We start from the raw sequence: 17,757 nt of genomic DNA on the forward strand, positions 1-17,757 counted from the left end.
CATCGGTGGCTCGGGCGAATCTACGGAAGGCGTACGGCGGACATGGCGCAGCAGGAGAACCAGGTGGTCCCGGTCGACGACGAGGGCTGGGTCGTGGACACCGAGGACTGTGAGGCGCGCGAGCTCGCCCACCGCGAGCGGGGCACGTCCCGCCCGATCACGGTGGTCGGCAACCCGGTGCTGCACCGGGAGTGCAAGGACGTCACCGAGTTCGGCGAGGAACTGGCTCAGCTCATCGACGACATGTTCGCCAGCCAGAAGACCGCCGAGGGCGTGGGCCTGGCCGCGAACCAGATCGGCGTGGACGCGAAGGTCTTCATCTACGACTGCCCGGACGACGACGGCAAGCGCCACACCGGTGTCGTCGTCAACCCGAAGCTCGTCGAGCTGCCGGCCGCGGGCCGCGTGCTGGACGACTCGAACGAGGGCTGCCTGTCCGTCCCGACCGCCTACGCCGCGCTGGCCCGCCCGGACTACGCCGAGGTGACCGGCCAGGACGCGCGGGGCAACCCGATCAAGGTCCGTGGTACCGGCTACTTCGCCCGCTGCCTCCAGCACGAGACCGACCACCTGTACGGGTACCTGTACATCGACCGGCTCTCCAAGCGCGACCGCAAGGACGCCCTGCGCCAGATGGCGGAGAACACCCCGCGCTACGAGGTCGTCCCGAACGACTGATCCGCGCCCCGTTCGGCCGTGAGGGCCCCGCACCGGATGCCGGCGCGGGGCCCTCGTCGTGGGACGGCCGCGCCCGGCACCGCCGGTCGGGCCGCCGTCGCTCAGGCCACCGCGCGCGGCCCCCGGAAGGCGCGGCGGAAGGCGTTCGGGGTGGTGCCGAGGGTGCGCAGGAAGTGGTGGCGCAGGGCGGCCGCGTTGCCGAAGCCGCTGCGGCCGGCGATCGCGTCGACGGTCTCGTCGGAGGACTCCAGCAGCTCCTGCGCGAGCAGCACCCGCTGGCGCAGCACCCACTGGTACGGGGTGGTGCCCGTCTCCTGCTGGAAGCGGCGGGCGAAGGTGCGCGGGGACATGTGCGCGCGCTCCGCGAGCTGCTCGACGGTGATCTCCTCCGCGAGGTGGCGGGCCATCCAGCCGAGCACCTCGCCGACCGTGTCGCAGGAGGTGCGGGGCAGCGGTCTCCGGATGAACTGCGCCTGACCGCCGTCGCGGTGCGGCGGTACGACCATCCGCCGCGCGATCGTGTTGGCGACCTCGGCGCCGTGCTCCTGGCGCAGCACGTGCAGACAGGCGTCGATGCCCGAAGCGGTACCGGCGGCCGTGATCACCGGCCCCTCGTCGACGTAGAGCACGTCCGGGTCGACCAGGGCGCGCGGGAAGCGGCGCGTCAGCGCGGGGGCGTGCATCCAGTGCGTGGTGCAGCGGCGCCCGTCCAGCAGCCCGGCCGCTCCCAGGACGAAGGCCCCGCTGCACACGCTGAGCACCCGCGCCCCCCGGTCCACGGCCCGTCGCAGGGCGTCGAGGAAGCGCTCGGGGTACTCCCGTACGGCCGCCTTCCGGTCGGCGGGCAGGCAGATCAGGTCGGCCTCCTCCAGCCGCTCCAACCCGTACCGCGGCGCGATGGCGAAACCCACGTCCGCCATGGTCAGCGGGCCCTCCTCGGCTGCGCACACGGCGAAGTCGTACACCGGCATTCCCTGCTCGCTCCGGTCGATCCCGAAGACCTCGCAGAAGATCCCGAACTCGAAGGGCGCCACCTCGTCGACGAGCGCCACCGCCACATTCCTCAGCATGGCCCCAGTGTGGCAGTAATTCGCTCTTCGATGACAGTCCTGCCACTGGCCGGGTTCCATCGACGGGGTGACAGTGGAGACATGAACACGTTCCTGAGCTACCTCGCCGTCCTCGCCGTCGCCGCCCTGCTCCTCGCCCCCAGCCTGTACGGGGTTCTGCGCGAGCGGCGCGTCGACCAGCAGCTGCGGGCCGTGGAGCACCGGGTCGTGTGGCTGCCGCGCCAGAAGGCGGGCGGACGGACACCGGCCCCGGTCCGGCCCGGCCGACGGCCCCTCGTCCGGCGCCGGGGGCGCCTCGCCCACTGAGCGCCGCCGACGCCCTCCCCGCCCCGGAACGCGAAGGAGCCGGGACGCGATCGCCTCGCGTCCCGGCTCCCGTCACAGCGGGGGTGCGCGGCCGTACTAGAAGTCCTCGTCCAGGTCGACCGTGCCCTCGACCGCGACCTGGTAGGCCGACGGGCGGCGCTCGAAGAAGTTCGTCAGCTCCTGGACGCCCTGGAGCTCCATGAACGAGAACGGGTTCTGCGAGCCGTACACCGCGGGGAACCCGAGGCGCACCAGACGCTGGTCCGCGACGCACTCCAGGTACTCGCGCATCGACTCGGTGTTCATGCCCGGCAGACCGTCGCCGCACAGGTCACGACCGAACTGCAGCTCCGCCTCCACGGCCTCCTTCAGCATGTCGGTGACCTGCTGCTGGAGGGCGTCGTCGAAGAGCTCCGGCTCCTCCTTGCGGACGGTGTCCACGACCTCGAAGGCGAAGTTCATGTGCATCGTCTCGTCGCGGAACACCCAGTTGGTGCCCGTCGCCAGACCGTGCAGCAGGCCCCGCGAACGGAACCAGTACACGTACGCGAAGGCGCCGTAGAAGAACAGGCCCTCGATGCACGCCGCGAAGCAGATCAGGTTCAGCAGGAAACGACGGCGGTCGGCCCGCGTCTCCAACTGGTCCAGCTTCTCGACCTCGTTGATCCACTTGAAGCAGAACTGCGCCTTCTCGCGGATCGAGGGGATCTCCTCGACCGCGTCGAACGCGGCGGCGCGGTCGTCCGGGTCGGGCAGGTAGGTGTCGAGCAGCGTCAGGTAGAACTGGACGTGCACGGCCTCCTCGAACAGCTGGCGCGACAGGTACAGCCGCGCCTCCGGGGAGTTGATGTGCTTGTACAGCGTCAGCACGAGGTTGTTCGAGACGATCGAGTCGCCCGTCGCGAAGAACGCGACCAGCCGGCCGATCATGTGCTGCTCACCGGGCGTCAGCTTCGCGAGGTCCGCGACGTCCGAGTGGAGGTCGACCTCCTCGACGGTCCAGGTGTTCTTGATCGCGTCCCGGTAGCGCTCGTAGAAGTCCGGGTAGCGCATCGGGCGGAGCGTCAGCTCGAAGCCCGGGTCCAGCAGGTTCTTCTTCTTGTCGGTGGTGCTCACTGGCAGGCCTCGCACGATTCGGGGTTCTCAAGGGAGCAGGCCAGCGCCTCCGCGTCGGTCACGGCCTGCGGGAGCGCCGCGGGGGCGGCGGCCTGCGCGGCGCGGGCGATCTTCGTTGCCGGGCGCGAGCGCAGGTAGTACGTGGTCTTCAGGCCCTGCTTCCAGGCGTACGAGTACATCGAGCTGAGCTTGCCGATGGTCGGCGTCTCCAGGAACAGGTTCAGCGACTGGGACTGGTCGAGGAACGGCGTACGGGCGGCCGCCATGTCGATCAGCCCGCGCTGCGGGATCTCCCACGCGGTCCGGTACAGCTCGCGCACCTCGGCCGGGATCCAGCCGAAGCCCTGCACGGAGCCGCTGGACTCGCGCAGCGCCTCGCGGGTCTGCGCGTCCCACACGCCGAGCCGCTTCAGCTCGCTCACCAGGTACGCGTTGACCTGGAGGAACTCACCGCTGAGGGTCTCGCGCTTGAAAAGGTTGGAGACCTGCGGCTCGATGCATTCGTACACGCCCGCGATCGAGGCGATCGTCGCCGTGGGCGCGATGGCCAGGAGCAGCGAGTTGCGCATGCCGGTCTTCGCGACGCGGGCGCGCAGGGCGTCCCAGCGCTCGGGCCAGTTCAGCTCGACGTCGTAGTGGTCCGGGTGCAGGACACCGCGGGCGGTACGGGTCTTCTCCCAGGCCGGGAGCGGGCCGCTGCGCTCGGCGAGGTCGCAGGAGGCCTCGTACGCGGCGAGCATGATGCGCTCGGAGAGCTTCGTGGACAGCGCCTTCGCCTCGGGGGAGTCGAAGGGCAGCTTCAGCTGAAAGAAGACGTCCTGGAGGCCCATCGCGCCCAGACCCACCGGACGCCAGCGGGCGTTGGAGCGCCCGGCCTGCTCGGTCGGGTAGAAGTTGATGTCCACCACGCGGTCGAGGAAGGTCACGGCCGTGCGGACGGTCTCGTCCAGGCGCTCCCAGTCGATCTCCCCGCCGTCGGCCCCCCGCACGACGAAGGCGCCCATGTTGATCGAGCCGAGGTTGCAGACGGCCGTCTCGCCGTCGTCGGTGACCTCGATGATCTCGGTGCACAGGTTCGAGGAGTGGACGACCGAGCCCGGCTCGGCGGTCTGGTTCGCCGTGCGGTTGGAGGCGTCCTTGAAGGTCATCCAGCCCTGGCCGGTCTGCGCGAGGGTGCGCATCATCCGGCCGTACAGGTCGCGGGCGGGCATGGTCTTGCGGGCCAGGCCGTCCGCCTCGGCCTTGCGGTAGGCGGCGTCGAAGGCGTCGCCCCACAGGTCCACGAGTTCGGGGACGTCGGCGGGGGAGAACAGCGACCACTGGCCGTCGGAGTTCACCCGGCGCATGAACTCGTCCGGCACCCAGTGCGCGAGGTTCAGGTTGTGCGTGCGGCGCTGGTCCTCACCGGTGTTGTCGCGCAGCTCCAGGAACTCCTCGATGTCCGCGTGCCAGGTCTCCAGGTAGACGGCGGCGGCGCCCTTGCGCCGGCCGCCCTGGTTCACCGCGGCGACGGAGGCGTCGAGGGTCTTCAGGAACGGGACGATGCCGTTGGAGTGGCCGTTGGTGCCGCGGATCAGGGAACCGCGGGCGCGGATGCGGGAGTACGACAGGCCGATGCCGCCGGCGTGCTTGGACAGGCGGGCGACCTGGTGGTAGCGGTCGTAGATCGAGTCCAGCTCGTCCAGCGGGGAGTCCAGCAGGTAGCAGGAGGACATCTGCGGGTGCCGGGTGCCGGAGTTGAAGAGCGTGGGGGAGGACGGCAGGTAGTCGAGGCGGCTCATCAGCCGGTAGAGCGAGGCCACTTCCTCGACGGCCTGGACGCTGTCGTCCGCGGCGAGACCGCAGGCGACGCGCAGCATGAAGTACTGCGGGGTCTCGATGACCTGGCGGGTGATCGGGTGGCGCAGCAGGTAGCGGCTGTGCAGGGTGCGCAGGCCGAAGAAGCCGAAGCGGTCGTCGGCGCCCTCGGCGAGGGCGTGCTCGACCAGCGAGTTCAGCCGGGCGGCGTGGGCCGCGACGAACGCGGCCGTGCGGTCGGCGATCAGGCCCTCGCGGTGGCCGACGGCGACGGACCCGGCGAACGAGGAGGAGCCCTGGCCCGCGGCCTCGTCGGCGACGGCGAGGGTCAACAGCCGGGCGGCGAGGCGGGAGTACGCCGGGTCCTCGGAGATCAGACCGGCCGCGGCCTCGGTGGCCAGCCCGCGCAGTTCGGCCTCGTCGGCGACGGAGCTGCGGCCGCGCAGGGCGGCGGCGGCGACCCGGCCGGGGTCCGTGTCGGGCAGGTCGGCGGTGAGTTCGGTGAGGGTGCGCAGCAGTGCGGTCCCCGGGCCCTCGGGCGCGAGCGCGGCCTCGTTGGCGGACTGGGCGGACTCGGCGCGCGGTGCGGCGGGCGCGATGGTCACGGGGGGAGCTCTCCCTCACTCGGCCCGGTCTTCGACGGGGCGGGGAGAGCGGGCGCACGCGGGAAGGCCACGCACCGGCCCGGACAGGGCAGGCGGTACGTGCACCGCGTGGCGTCCACCGGCCCAACCGCGAGGCCCGGACGTGTCGGCACCCGGTTCGGTCGAGCCGGGCGCGCTGTCGGCAGGTCCTCGGACTTGCGGACGCACCAATGGGTGCACTTCATACCGTTGCGGGACAGTTCCGGATTCGCACCGGATTCCCCTGCGGCGACAGCAGGCATGAGCATACATGTGGGGGCGGCCCGTTGCGGTAGCCCCCACATGTTGTGTCGGGGTGGCTACTGCTCGGGTGCGTACAGCTCCAGGGCGTAGGTGATCAGCGGCACCGTGGGCATCGGGGACCAGTCCCGGGTGGGGGTGCGGACGAAGCCCAGCCGGCCGTACAGCCGGTGCGCGGCCGGCATCTGCGGCTGGGTGGACAGCACCAGCCGGGTCACTCCGGGAAGGGACCTGGCCCGCTCGGCGCAGGCCCGTACGAGGGCCTCGCCGGCGCCCTTGCCCCGGCCGGCGGCGGCCACCGCGAGCATCCGGAACTCGGCCTCGCCGGGGCCGGCTATGTCGGCGAGCGGGCTGCCCGGCGGGGCGAACGTCACACCGCCCAGCAGGCGCCCGTCGAGCACGGCGACGAGCACCTCGCCCTCCCCGGCGCGGCCGGCGACGTCGCGCAGCGCGCGCTCGTAGGAGCCGTCGGGGTTGCCGTCGAGCAGACCGTCCCCGAGGTAGGCCAGCGCGGTGATGTCGCCCAACTCTTCGTACTCGGCGGGGAGCGCCGCCCTGATCGTCATGTCCATGCGTCGAGTGTGCGGGACGGACGCGGGGCCCGGGCGACCCGCTCACGCGGAAGGGCCCCGCCGGGGGTGGCGGGGCCCTTCCCAGGGGTGCTCAGCAGCAGCGGAAGCCCTCGCGGGGGTCCGCCTCGCGGGCGTCGGTGCGGGCCCGTTCGAAGGCGCGGCGGGTCATGACCCCGGCCTGCGGGTCGTGGGCCCGGGCGTGGGCGACGTAGCGGTCGTACGCCGCCTCGCCGGAGAACTCCCGTACGTAGTACCGGGCCTTCGCCAGCGCCTCCCGCAGTCCGCCCACCGCGCGCGCGGTGTTCACGCGACGGGCTCCTTGACCTTGCCGCCGCCGCTGTCGAGGCCGGCCGCCGCCAGTTCGGCCTTCTCCTCGGCCGTGGCGATGAGCCCGGCCGGGGCGACGATCTTCGACTCGGACCACGGGACCTCGGAGAGGCGGACCGACTCGGGGTGGGCGATCGCCCTGAAGCAGGTCCGGCCCGCGTCCACCAGCACGATGATGATGAGGACCGCGAACAGCACCGACAGGACGCCGTCGACCGTGGCGTTGGTGACCACGGTGTGCATCTCGTCCATGGTCTTGGCGGGCGGCAGCACCTTGTCGGCGTCGATGCCCGTCTGGTACTTGTCGCGCTGGGCGAAGAAGCCGACCTTGACGTCCTCGGAGAAGATCTTCTGGTAGCTGGCGGTGAGGGTGACGGCCACGTCCCACGCCAGCGGGACCCCGGTGACCCAGGCCCACTTCAGTCGCCCGGACTTCACCAGCAGGGTCGTGCAGACGGCCAGCGCGACCGCCGCGAGCAGCTGGTTCGCGATGCCGAACAGCGGGAACAGCTGGTTGATGCCGCCCAGCGGGTCCTTGACGCCGACCCACAGGAAGTAGCCCCAGCCGCCGACGACGACGGCGCTCGCGAGCCACACGCCCGGCTTCCAGCTGACGTCCTTGAAGGACTTGTTCACGTTGCCGAGGGTGTCCTGGAGCATGAACCGGCCCACGCGGGTGCCCGCGTCGACCGTGGTCAGGATGAACAGGGCCTCGAACATGATGGCGAAGTGGTACCAGAACGCCTTCATGCCGGCGCCGCCTATGACGGCCGAGAAGATCTCCGACATTCCGAGTGCGAAGGTCGGCGCGCCACCCGTACGGGAGAGCAGGCTGCTCTCCTCCACGTCCTTCGCGGCCTGCGCGAGGGCGTCCGGGCTGATGGCGAAGCCGAAGTTGGAGACGGCCGCGGAGGCGGTCTCGACCGTGGTGCCGATGACGCCGGGGGGCGAGTTCACGGCGAAGAAGAGGCCGGGCTCGATGATGCAGGCGGCGATGACGGCCATGATGGCGACGAACGACTCTGTGAGCATGGCGCCGTAGCCGATGACCCGGACCTGGGTCTCCTTCTGGATCATCTTCGGGGTGGTGCCGGAGGCGACCAGGGAGTGGAAGCCGGACAGGGCCCCGCACGCGATGGTGATGAAGACGAAGGGGAACATCGAGCCGGCGAACACCGGTCCGTCACCCCGTGCCGCGAAGTCGGTGACCGAGGGCATCTGCAGCGTCGGCATCGCGATGACCACGCCCAGCGCCATGAGCGCGATCGTGCCGACCTTCATGAAGGTGGACAGGTAGTCGCGGGGCGCGAGCAGCAACCACACCGGCAGCACCGAGGCGACGAAGCCGTAGGCGATCATCCAGACGACCAGCGTCTCCTTCTCCAGGGTGAAGGTGTCCGCCCAGGAGGACTCGGCGACCCAACCGCCCGCGACGATGGCGAGCAGCAGCAGCGCGACGCCGATGGCGGAGACCTCGGTGACCCGGCCCGGCCGCAGCACGCGCAGGTACACGCCCATGAAGAGGGCGATCGGGATGGTCATGCCGATGGAGAAGACGCCCCAGGGGGAGTGCGCCAGGGCGTTGACGATGACGAGGGCCAGCACCGCCAGCAGGATGATCATGATGGCGAACACGGCGACCAGGGCGGCGGCTCCGCCCACCGGCCCTATCTCGTCCCGGGCCATCTGGCCGAGCGAACGGCCGTCGCGGCGAGTGGAGAAGAACAGCGTCACCATGTCCTGGACGGCGCCGGCGAAGATGACGCCGACGACGATCCAGATGGTGCCCGGCAGGTAGCCCATCTGCGCGGCGAGCACGGGACCGACGAGCGGACCCGCGCCGGCGACGGCCGCGAAGTGGTGGCCGAAGAGCACCCGACGGTCGGTGGGATGGAAGTCGACACCGTTGTCGAGGCGTTCGGCGGGGGTGGCCCGGGTCTTGTCGACCCTCAGGACGCGCCGCGAGATGAAGCGCGCGTAGAAGCGGTAGCCGATGGCGTACGAGCCCAGCGCGGCCGCGAGCAGCCAGGCGGCCGAGATCTCCTCGCCCCGCGAGAGGGCCAGCACGCCCCAGCCGATGGCTCCGATCAGGGCCACGAGCGCCCACACGGCGATTTGCTGAGGGGAGAGGCGGCCCGACGGAGAGGGCGAGTCGGGCCTGCCGCCCGGGCTCGCCGCACCTCCCGGTGGTGGAGTCCGGTCTGTCCCTGTTGCGTCCGGTTCCGGCATGATCCTCGTCCCCTCGTCGATCATCTGCTGAAGCGCAGGGAATCTACGGGGGCTTGACCGCTGGACGTAAGCCCCCGTCCGCATAGCGGTACGAGCGTCCACCGAGGATCGAACGGGAGTCAACCGGTGATCACGAAGCGGGCCTCTGAAGACGGGCAACGAACTTGTAACGGTCGCCGCGATATACCGAACGTACCCATTCGACCGGTTCCCCGTCGGCGTCGAGCGAGTGCCGCGAGAGCATCAGCATCGGCAGTCCGACGTCCGTGCCGAGCAGTCCGGCCTCCCGAGGGGTCGCCAGGGAGGTCTCGATGGTCTCCTCCGCCTCCGCGAGGCGGACGTCGTACACCTCGGCGAGGGCCGTGTAAAGAGAGGTGTACTTGACGAGCGAACGGCGCAGCGCGGGGAAGCGCTTGGCCGACAGGTGCGTGGTCTCGATGGCCATGGGCTCGCCGCTCGCGAGCCGCAGCCGCTCGATGCGCAGGACCCGTCCACCGGTGGAGATCTTGAGCAGGCCGGCGAGGGTGTCGTCGGCCGTCACGTACCCGATGTCGAGCAGCTGGGACGTCGGCTCCAGGCCCTGGGCCCGCATGTCCTCCGTGTACGAGGAGAGTTGGAGCGGCTGGGAGACCTTGGGCTTGGCGACGAAGGTGCCCTTGCCCTGGATCCTCTCCAGCCGGCCCTCGACGACGAGCTCCTGAAGGGCCTGCCGGACGGTGGTCCGGGAGGTGTCGAACTCGGCCGCGAGCGTGCGCTCCGGCGGGACCGGCGTGCCGGGGGGGAGCGTTTCGGTCATGTCGAGCAAGTGCCGCTTGAGCCGGTAGTACTTGGGCACGCGTGCCGTCCGAGTGACTGCCCCGCCTTCCGGCTCCGTGGTCGCCCCTTCGGTGGCCATCGCCGCCCGCCTTCCCGACTCCAGTTTCGCTGCCGTCACCGGCTCCTCCGATATGTGCGGTCACATCGTGACACGGGAGGGAGGACAGGCCTCCTCCCTCCCCCAGGTGTCGGTCCGATAACGGACCGAGCACCCGCTCATTAGACCCTTGACACCCCTAAAGGTCTAGGCCAAGCTCCAGCTACTGGTCTAAACCAATCTGGATCGGATCCCGGCCCCACGGGCAGTACTTGGTACGTCACCGCGGTGGGCGAGGGAAGTTGCAGGCAGCATCCCTGAGGAGGGTGGCGTGAAGCGCAAGCTCATCGCGGCGGTCGGAGTCGCGGGCATGGTTATCGGCCTCGCGGCGTGTGGCGACGGTGCCGACGACAAGGCGAAGACCGAAGCATCGGGTGGCGCGGCCAAGGAGATCACCGTCTGGGTGATGGACGGTTCCGCACCGAAGGCCTGGATCGACGAGGTCAACAAGGAGTTCTCGGCCAAGCACCCCGGTGTCACGGTCAAGGTCGAGGAGCAGAAGTGGACCGGCATCCAGGAGAAGGTCACCACGGCCCTTTCCGAGAACACCCCGCCGGACGTCATTGAGCTCGGCAACACCCAGACCGTCGGCTACGCCGTCACCGGTGGCCTCGCCGACCTGTCGGGCGACAAGTCCAAGCTCGGCGCCGACGCCTGGTCGAAGGGCATGACGTCCTCCGCCGAGGTCGACGGCAAGCTCTACGCCGCCCCGTGGTACGCCGCCAACCGCGTCGTCGTCTACGACAAGAAGGCCTACGAGAAGGCCGGCGTCACCGTCCCGAAGACCCGCGACGAGTGGGTGGCCGGCCTGGAGAAGCTGAAGGCGGCGGACCCGGCCTCGCAGCCGATCTACCTGCCCGGCCAGAGCTGGTACGTCCTCGCCGGCTTCGTCTGGGACGAGGGCGGCGACCTCGCCGTCAAGGACGGCGGCAAGTGGAAGGGCCAGCTGGCCACCCCGCAGGCCGCGTCCGCGATGGACTTCTACAAGAAGCTCCAGTCCTTCTCCACGGCCCCCAAGGACAAGGACGAGGCCACCCCGCAGCAGTCCACCGACATCATCCCCAAGGGCGGCGTCTCGTCCTGGATCGGTCTCGGCTGGGAAGCCCAGGGCGCGCTGAAGGCCCTGAAGGAAGCGGGCAAGGAAGGCGACTTCGGTTACTTCCCGATCCCGGGCAAGACCGCCGACAAGCCGGGCTCCGTCTTCCTCGGTGGCTCGAACCTCGCCGTCGCCGAGCGCTCCAAGAACAAGGAGCTCGCCAAGGAGTGGCTGGCCCTCGCCGCAGGCAAGGACCAGATGACCAAGTACGCCACCGTCACCGAGGGCGCGCTGCTCCCGAACCAGGCGGCCGCGAACTTCGCCGCCGCCCCGGGCTCCTTCGCCGAGACGATGGCCAAGGCCGCCGCCTCCGGCAAGATCACGCCGGTCACCGCGGGCTGGGCGAACGTCGAGACCGAGCCGAACCCCATCAAGGAGTTCATGACCAAGGTCCTGAAGGGTGAGGACGCCGCCAAGGCGGGCGCGGACGCGGACAAGGAAATCGCGAGCCGCATCAACCGGTAGTCCCCCCCCCCCGCAGCACCGCAGCACCGCAGCACCCGTACCGCCTGCACCACCTGACACACCGCAACACCCGCAGCCGCCAGCAGTGTGAACGCACCGGGGGGTGCGGCAGGCGCCCCGCAGCGCCTGCCGCACCCCCGGTCGCGCATTTGACTCCACAGTCAACCGCGAGGAAGCCCAGACATGACCGTGCACTCCCAGGGAGCGACCACCAGCGCTCCACAGGACGCACCACAGAAGTCCGCCGGACGGCCGAAGGTGCCCGGCACCGGTACCGGCCCCAGCCATCCGTCGCCTCGCGGGGGGAGAAGGTCGCTCCCCTCGGGGTGGGCGCCGTATCTGCTCGTCCTGCCCGCGGTGCTCAGCCTCGCGACACTGCTGCTCTATCCGCTGATCAAGAACGTGATCCTGTCCTTCCAGGACATCAACAAGATCGAGTTCATCCAGCGGAAGTACCCGTTCGCGGGACTGGCCAACTACACGCAGCTGCTCGGCGACTCCGACTTCTGGACCGTCGTCCTGCGCAGCTTCGGCTTCACCCTCGCCAACGTCGCGCTCATCATGGGCGTCGGCTGCCTCATCGGCATCCTGCTGAACCGCCTCGGCACGTGGATGCGCCTGGTCCTGTCGATGGCGCTGGTGATGGCCTGGGCCATGCCGATCGTCGCCTCGGTCCAGGTCTTCAAGTGGCTCTTCGACGAGCAGTTCGGCGTCATGAACTGGGTCATGCGCTCCGCCGGCTTCGCCGGGTACGACCAGCACAACTGGTTCGAGACCGGCTTCTCCACCCTGGTGATCATCACGATCCTGGTGGTCTGGGGATCGGTCCCCTTCGTCGCCCTCAACATGTACGCCGGCCTGACCACGGTCGGGGCCGAACTGTACGAGGCCGCGCGGATGGACGGCGCCAACGGCTGGCAGACCTTCTGGAAGGTCGTCTTCCCCCAGCTGAAGCCCTTCTTCCTGATCACCACCTTCCTTGAGGTGATCTGGGTCTTCAAGGCCTTCACCCAGGTCTACGCGATGAACAAGGGCGGCCCCGACCGCGCCTCCGAGATCCTCCCGGTCTTCGCCTACGTCGAGGGCCAGAGCCAGTTCCACTACGGCCTGGCCGCCGCGATCTCCGTCCTGACGATCCTGATCCTCATCATCGTCATGTCCTTCTACTTCCGCCTGATCCTGAAGCAGGAGGAGGAGCAGTGAGCACGACCACCGCCCCGAAGCCCGCGCCGGCCGCACCGTCCGCCCCGGCGACGAAGTCCGCCCAGCGGCTGCGCACCCGCCGGCCGCTGCGCCCCGGCACCGTCGCCAAGAACGTCGGCGCCCTCCTGCTGGCCCTCGTCTTCGTCTTCCCCGTCTACTGGATGTTCTCCTCGGCGCTCAAGCCGCAGAGCGAGATGCTCAGCAAGGACCCCGTCTTCGTCTTCACGCCGACGCTGAAGAACTTCGACAAGGCCACCGGCGTCGACAACTTCTGGTCGTACGTCACCAACAGCCTCATCGTCACCATCTGCGCGGTGGTGCTGGCCCTGCTCGTCGCCCTCGCCGCGAGCTTCGCCATCGCCCGCATGAAGTTCAAGGGCCGCAAGGGCCTCGTGCTCGCCGTGATGATGGCCCAGATGGCCCCCTGGGAGGTCATGGTCATCGCGATGTACATGATCGTCCGCGACGCCGAGATGCTGAACAGCATCGGCGTGCTGACCGCCATCTACTTCGTGATGGTCCTCCCCTTCACCATCTGGACCCTGCGCGGCTTCATCGCCGCCGTCCCGGTGACCCTGGAGGAGGCGGCCCAGATCGACGGCTGCACCCGCGGCCAGGCCTTCCGCAAGGTGATCTTCCCGCTGCTGGCCCCCGGTCTGATGTCCACCTCGCTCTTCGGCTTCATCACCGCCTGGAACGAGTTCGCGATGGTCCTGATCCTGAACAAGGACAAGACCTCGCAGACCCTCCCGCTGTGGCTGACCGAGTTCCAGACCGCCTTCGGCAGTGACTGGGGCGCCACCATGGCCGCTTCCTCGCTGTTCGCGGTCCCGGTCCTGCTGATCTTCATCTTCCTCCAGCGCAAGGCCGTCGGCGGCATGACCGCCGGCGCCGTGAAGGGATAACGGCCGAGATGACTGTCCTTGCGCACCGCACGGATACGGTGACCCGCGACGCCCTCGCGGTCCTCCAGCCCGGCTTCGAGGGCACCACCGCCCCCGCCTGGCTGCTGCGCCAGGTCGCCGAAGGCCTCACCGCCGTGGGCCTCTTCGGCCGCAACATCACCTCCGCCGCGCAGCTCCGCGCCCTCACCGCGCAGCTGCGCGCCGAGCGCGACGACGTACTCGTCGCGATCGACGAGGAGGGCGGCGACGTCACCCGCCTGGAAGTGCGCGACGGCTCGTCCTTTCCCGGCAACCTCGCGCTGGGCGCCGTCGACGACACCGACCTGACCCGTGACGTGGCCCGCGAGCTGGGCCGCCGGCTCGCCGAGTGCGGGGTCAACCTCAACTGGGCGCCGTCCGCCGACGTCAACTCCGACCCGAACAACCCGGTCATCGGGGTCCGTTCCTTCGGCGCGGACACCGCCCTCGTCGCCCGGCACACCGCCGCGTACGTCGAGGGCCTCCAGGCCGCCGGCGTGGCCGCCTGCACCAAGCACTTCCCGGGCCACGGTGACACCAGCGTCGACTCGCACCACGCGCTGCCCCGCATCGACGTCGGCCTGGACACCCTCCAGGCCCGCGAGCTGGTCCCCTTCAAGGCGGCCGTCGCGGCCGGCACCAAGGCGATCATGAGCGCGCACATCCTCGTGCCCGCCCTCGACCCGACCCGCCCGGCCACCCTCAGCCCGCAGATCCTGACCGGCCTGCTGCGCAAGGAACTCGGCTACGAGGGCCTCATCGTCACCGACGGCATGGAGATGAACGCCATCGCCGGAACGTACGGCATCGAACGCGGCTCGGTGCTGGCCATCGCGGCCGGCGCCGATGCCATCTGCGTCGGCGGCGGGCTCGCCGACGAGGCCACCGTGCTGCGCCTGCGCGACGCGCTCGTGGCCGCCGTCCGCGAGGGCGCGCTGCCGGAGGAGCGGCTCGCCGACGCCGCCACCCGGGTGCGCGCCCTCGCGCGATGGTCCCGTCGGGCCCTGCCGGACGCGGCGACGGAGGGGAGCGGCGCGTCCGGCATCGGCCTGACGGCGGCCCGCCGGGCCGTGGTCGTCACGGGCGCCCCGACCCCGGTCGCCGCCCCGTACGTGGCCACGCTCAGCCCCGTCCCGAACATCGCCGTGGGCGACGAGACCCCGTGGGGGGTGGCCGCCGAGCTGGCCGCGCTGGTCCCGGACACCGAGGCGGGCGTCTACCCGAAGGGCTCCACCGCCGGGGACGTGCTGGCGGCAGCGGGCGGCCGTACCGTCGTCGCCGTGGTCCGCGACGCGCACCGGCACCCGTGGATGAGCGAGGTCCTGGACGCGCTGGTGGCGGCCCGCCCGGACACCGTGGTCGTCGAGATGGGCGTACCGCTCGCCGCGCCGCGCGGGGCCCTGTACCTCGCCACGCACGGCGCCTCCCGCGTCTGCGGCCGGGCGGCCGCCGAGATCATCGCGGGCGCGTAGGAACCGCCGGCCCCGCGCGGGCCGGAGCCGGACGTGCGAAAGGGCCGGGCCCCCGAGGAGGGGGGCCCGGCCCTTTCGCCGTGCACGGTGGCCGGTCCGGGCTCCGTCGGGGCTACAGACCCTGCCAGGCGGGCTTGTCGGCCCAGGTCTGGCGGAAGTAGTCGGCCAGCTTCAGCTTCGAGGCCGCGGCCTCGTCCACGACGACCGTGGCGTGCCGGTGCAGCTGGAGCGCGGAGGCCGGCACGAGGGCGGAGAGCGGGCCCTCCACGGTCTGCGCGACCGCCTCGGCCTTGCCCTCGCCGGTGGCCAGCAGGACCAGGTGACGGGCGTCGAGGATGGTGCCGATGCCCTGCGTGATGACGTGGTGCGGCACCTGGTCGATGTCGTTGTCGAAGAAGCGCGCGTTGTCCACGCGGGTCTGCTGCGTCAGCGTCTTGATCCGGGTCCGGGAGGCCAGCGAGGAGCACGGCTCGTTGAAGCCGATGTGGCCGTCGGTCCCGATGCCCAGCAGCTGGAGGTCCACGCCGCCGGCCTCGGCGAGCGCGAGGTCGTAGGCGTCGCAGGCGCCGACGATGTCCTCGGCGGAGCCGTCGGGGCCCATGAAGGAGGCCTCGGACAGGCCGAGGGGCTCCACGACCTCGCGCAGCACGACGGCGCGGTAGGACTCCGGGTGCCCGGCCGGCAGGCCGACGTACTCGTCGAGCTGGCAGACGCGGGCCTTGGAGGCGTCGACCTGACCGGCCTTGACCTTGGCCGCGAGGGCTTCGTAGATGGGCAGCGGGGTAGAGCCGGTCGCCACGCCGAGCAGGGCGTCGGGCTTGCGGCGGACCAGGGCGGCCATGGCCTCCGCGATGAGTTCGCCGCCTGCCTTGGCGTCCGGGACGATGACAACTTCCACGCGGGGCCTGCCGATCTGAGAGGGGTGCGGTCGGATTGTGGTATAGACCAATCTAGCAGAGCAGGACCCTCCGTGGCGGGCCTTCGCCCCCCATCCATGGTGATCCCGTCCGCCCGCACGGGCCTCCCGGACGGCTGCCCCCGCGCCCCGGCCGGGCCGACGGGGACCGCCGGCCCGGCCGTCCTCAGAGCAGCGAGAGCTGGAGCCCGCCCGTGGCGTCCAGGTGCTGGCCGGTGACCCAGCGGGAGTCCGGCGAGGCGAGGAACGCGACCACGTCCGCCACCTCGTCGGCGGTGCCCACCCGGCGGAAGACGGACCGGGCGGCCAGGTGTTCCCGGGTCCCGGGATCGGAGAGCAGCGCGGCGTTCAGGTCGGTCTCGGTGATGCCGGGGCCGACCGAGTTCACGGTGATCCCGCGCGGGGCGAGTTCGGCGGCCAGGGACACGGTCAGGGCGTTCACCGCGCCCTTGGCCATGACGGTGGCGAGGATCGCGGGCAGCGCGAGGTGGGGGGTGCCGGTGACGTTCACGATCCGGCCCCCGTCCCGCAGTCGCGCCAGCCCGTGCTTGATCACGAAGAACGGCGCCTGGGCGTTGAGGGCCTGGACCTGCCGGAAGGTCTCCTCGTCCGTGTCCGCGATGCCGGCGAAGGTCGCCGTGCCGGCGTTGTTCACCAGTACGTCCACGTGCTCCGTGGCCAGTGGATGGGCCTCGTACGCCGCCCAGAGCGCCTGCGCGTCGCCCGGCACCCCGAGCTCCGCGCGGACCGGGAAGGCCGTTCCCCCCGCGGCCCCGATCGCGGCGACGGTCTCCGCCGCCGCCGCCTCGTCGTGTCCGTAGTGCACCGCGACCAGGGCTCCGTCGCGGGCCAGCCGCTGCGCGACCGCCCGTCCGATCCCCCTGCTGCCGCCCGTGACCAGTGCCGTCTTCCCCTTGAGCACGCCCATGACGCGCCCCCCTTCAGCATTCGCTAGTGGTCGCTACAGAAAAGGACCGTACCAGATTCGCTAGCGACCGCTATAGAATGCGCGCATGGTGACCGGACAGCGCGGCAGGCCCCGCTCCTTCGACCGCGACGCCGCCCTGGACAAGGCGATGCTCGCCTTCTGGGAGCGCGGGTACGAGGCGACGTCCATCTCCGACCTGACCGCCTCCCTGGGCATCAGCGCGCCCAGCCTCTATGCGGCCTTCGGTGACAAGCGCAAGCTCTTCGACGAGGTCGTCGTGGTGTACGGGGGCCGCTACGGCGACTTCGCGAGCGTGGCCATGGCCGAGGAGCCCACCGCCCGGGACGCCGTACGGCGCATCCTGTTCGAGGCCGCCGAGGTCTACACGGACCCGGCCCACCCGCCGGGCTGCATGGTGATCAGCGCGGCTGTGAACACCACCAGCGAAGAGGTGGCGGAGGCCCTGCGTCAGCGGCGCAACGCCAACCTGCTGATGTTCGAGAGCCGGATCCGCGCGGACGTCGCCGCCGGGGTGCTCCCCGTCGACACCGACGCCGGGGCGCTGGCCCGCTACGCCGGAGCCGTGATCCAGGGAATGTCCGTGCAGTCGCGCGACGGGGCGAGCAGGGAAGAACTGGAAGCGGTCGCGGCGCGGGCGATGCTGGCCTGGCCGGCGTGACCTGATCCGCCGGGAAAGATCCACCGGGAAGGATCCACTGCGGGAATTCCTGAAGGGGGCCCGGAATTCGGCCCGGAAGTTCCTCTGGGCCACGGTGCGGGGAGGGACCCTCGACCCGCCCGGCACCGTAGCCCGGAGTACTTACGGCCGTCGGGTGTGCGGTTCCCGGCGGCCGGTTGGGAG

Annotated in this window: 16 protein-coding genes and 1 riboswitch; of the genes, 7 read left to right on the top strand and 9 right to left on the bottom strand. The window is 70.8% G+C overall.

From position 1 onward, the window contains the following. Window positions 1-42: 42 nt before the first annotated feature. Window positions 43-678 carry a peptide deformylase gene (def, locus tag ACZ4XJ_RS18235; RefSeq protein WP_362880711.1) on the top strand — a complete coding sequence of 212 codons (636 nt, stop codon included), beginning with the start codon at window positions 43-45 and terminating at the stop codon, window positions 676-678. 101 nt (window positions 679-779) lie between these two features. Here the strand turns inward: def and ACZ4XJ_RS18240 are convergent, their stop codons facing one another. Then, window positions 780-1,748: a helix-turn-helix domain-containing protein gene (locus tag ACZ4XJ_RS18240; RefSeq protein ID WP_468496728.1), complete on the bottom strand. Its 969-nt coding sequence runs from the start codon at window positions 1,746-1,748 to the stop codon at window positions 780-782. Between the two features lie 81 nt (window positions 1,749-1,829). On the opposite strand from ACZ4XJ_RS18240, the gene ACZ4XJ_RS18245 reads away from it, so the two are divergent. Beyond that, window positions 1,830-2,054, top strand: a complete 225-nt coding sequence (locus ACZ4XJ_RS18245) for a hypothetical protein (RefSeq protein WP_468496729.1) — start codon at window positions 1,830-1,832, stop codon at window positions 2,052-2,054. 96 nt (window positions 2,055-2,150) lie between these two features. Here ACZ4XJ_RS18245 and ACZ4XJ_RS18250 read toward each other — a convergent pair whose 3' ends face one another. The 6 genes from ACZ4XJ_RS18250 to ACZ4XJ_RS18275 all read right to left on the bottom strand — a co-directional run bounded on the left by ACZ4XJ_RS18250 (window position 2,151) and on the right by ACZ4XJ_RS18275 (window position 9,874). Beyond that, complete coding sequence (locus ACZ4XJ_RS18250) at window positions 2,151-3,170, bottom strand: ribonucleotide-diphosphate reductase subunit beta (protein ID WP_362880708.1); 1,020 nt, start codon at window positions 3,168-3,170, stop codon at window positions 2,151-2,153. Then, complete coding sequence (locus ACZ4XJ_RS18255) at window positions 3,167-5,572, bottom strand: ribonucleoside-diphosphate reductase subunit alpha (RefSeq protein ID WP_468496730.1); 2,406 nt, start codon at window positions 5,570-5,572, stop codon at window positions 3,167-3,169. The genes ACZ4XJ_RS18250 and ACZ4XJ_RS18255 overlap by 4 nt, the downstream gene beginning before the upstream one ends. Window positions 5,573-5,735: 163 nt before the next feature. Further along, a riboswitch (cobalamin riboswitch) is annotated at window positions 5,736-5,859 on the bottom strand. Window positions 5,860-5,910: 51 nt separating this feature from the next. Continuing rightward, window positions 5,911-6,423, bottom strand: a complete 513-nt coding sequence (locus ACZ4XJ_RS18260) for a GNAT family N-acetyltransferase (protein ID WP_362880705.1) — start codon at window positions 6,421-6,423, stop codon at window positions 5,911-5,913. A 91-nt stretch (window positions 6,424-6,514) separates the two neighbouring features. Then, window positions 6,515-6,712, bottom strand: coding sequence for a YbdD/YjiX family protein (locus ACZ4XJ_RS18265; RefSeq protein ID WP_362880747.1), 198 nt, complete (start codon window positions 6,710-6,712; stop codon window positions 6,515-6,517). Window positions 6,713-6,726: 14 nt separating this feature from the next. Beyond that, the gene (locus tag ACZ4XJ_RS18270) at window positions 6,727-8,979 is read right to left on the bottom strand and encodes a carbon starvation CstA family protein (RefSeq protein WP_468496731.1); all 2,253 of its coding nucleotides are present in this window, start codon (window positions 8,977-8,979) and stop codon (window positions 6,727-6,729) included. A gap of 130 nt (window positions 8,980-9,109) precedes the next feature. Continuing rightward, on the bottom strand, window positions 9,110-9,874 hold the full coding sequence (locus tag ACZ4XJ_RS18275) for a GntR family transcriptional regulator (RefSeq protein WP_362880744.1): 765 nt from the start codon (window positions 9,872-9,874) through the stop codon (window positions 9,110-9,112). Between the two features lie 289 nt (window positions 9,875-10,163). Here ACZ4XJ_RS18275 and ACZ4XJ_RS18280 point away from each other — a divergent pair, with 289 nt between their 5' ends. The 4 genes from ACZ4XJ_RS18280 to ACZ4XJ_RS18295 all read left to right on the top strand — a co-directional run bounded on the left by ACZ4XJ_RS18280 (window position 10,164) and on the right by ACZ4XJ_RS18295 (window position 15,051). Next, window positions 10,164-11,453 (top strand): extracellular solute-binding protein, encoded by a 1,290-nt coding sequence (locus ACZ4XJ_RS18280; protein ID WP_362880703.1) that lies wholly within the window; start codon window positions 10,164-10,166, stop codon window positions 11,451-11,453. Between the two features lie 183 nt (window positions 11,454-11,636). After that, window positions 11,637-12,656: a carbohydrate ABC transporter permease gene (locus tag ACZ4XJ_RS18285; RefSeq protein ID WP_362880702.1), complete on the top strand. Its 1,020-nt coding sequence runs from the start codon at window positions 11,637-11,639 to the stop codon at window positions 12,654-12,656. Window positions 12,657-12,724: 68 nt separating this feature from the next. Beyond that, the gene (locus ACZ4XJ_RS18290; protein WP_362880742.1) at window positions 12,725-13,561 is read left to right on the top strand and encodes a carbohydrate ABC transporter permease; all 837 of its coding nucleotides are present in this window, start codon (window positions 12,725-12,727) and stop codon (window positions 13,559-13,561) included. A gap of 8 nt (window positions 13,562-13,569) precedes the next feature. Further along, complete coding sequence (locus ACZ4XJ_RS18295; RefSeq protein WP_468496732.1) at window positions 13,570-15,051, top strand: glycoside hydrolase family 3 protein; 1,482 nt, start codon at window positions 13,570-13,572, stop codon at window positions 15,049-15,051. A gap of 112 nt (window positions 15,052-15,163) precedes the next feature. On the opposite strand, the gene nagB is transcribed toward ACZ4XJ_RS18295, so the two are convergent. Then, window positions 15,164-15,949, bottom strand: coding sequence for a glucosamine-6-phosphate deaminase (gene nagB, locus ACZ4XJ_RS18300; RefSeq protein ID WP_362880698.1), 786 nt, complete (start codon window positions 15,947-15,949; stop codon window positions 15,164-15,166). Between the two features lie 184 nt (window positions 15,950-16,133). Further along, a complete protein-coding gene (locus tag ACZ4XJ_RS18305; protein ID WP_468496733.1) occupies window positions 16,134-16,895 on the bottom strand; it encodes an SDR family NAD(P)-dependent oxidoreductase in 762 nt (253 codons plus the stop codon). A gap of 85 nt (window positions 16,896-16,980) precedes the next feature. Between ACZ4XJ_RS18305 and ACZ4XJ_RS18310 the strand changes: the two genes are divergently transcribed. Further along, window positions 16,981-17,574, top strand: a complete 594-nt coding sequence (locus ACZ4XJ_RS18310) for a TetR/AcrR family transcriptional regulator (RefSeq protein ID WP_362880695.1) — start codon at window positions 16,981-16,983, stop codon at window positions 17,572-17,574. Window positions 17,575-17,757 lie beyond the last annotated feature (183 nt).

This window comes from Streptomyces sp. NPDC029836 (assembly GCF_055574495.1).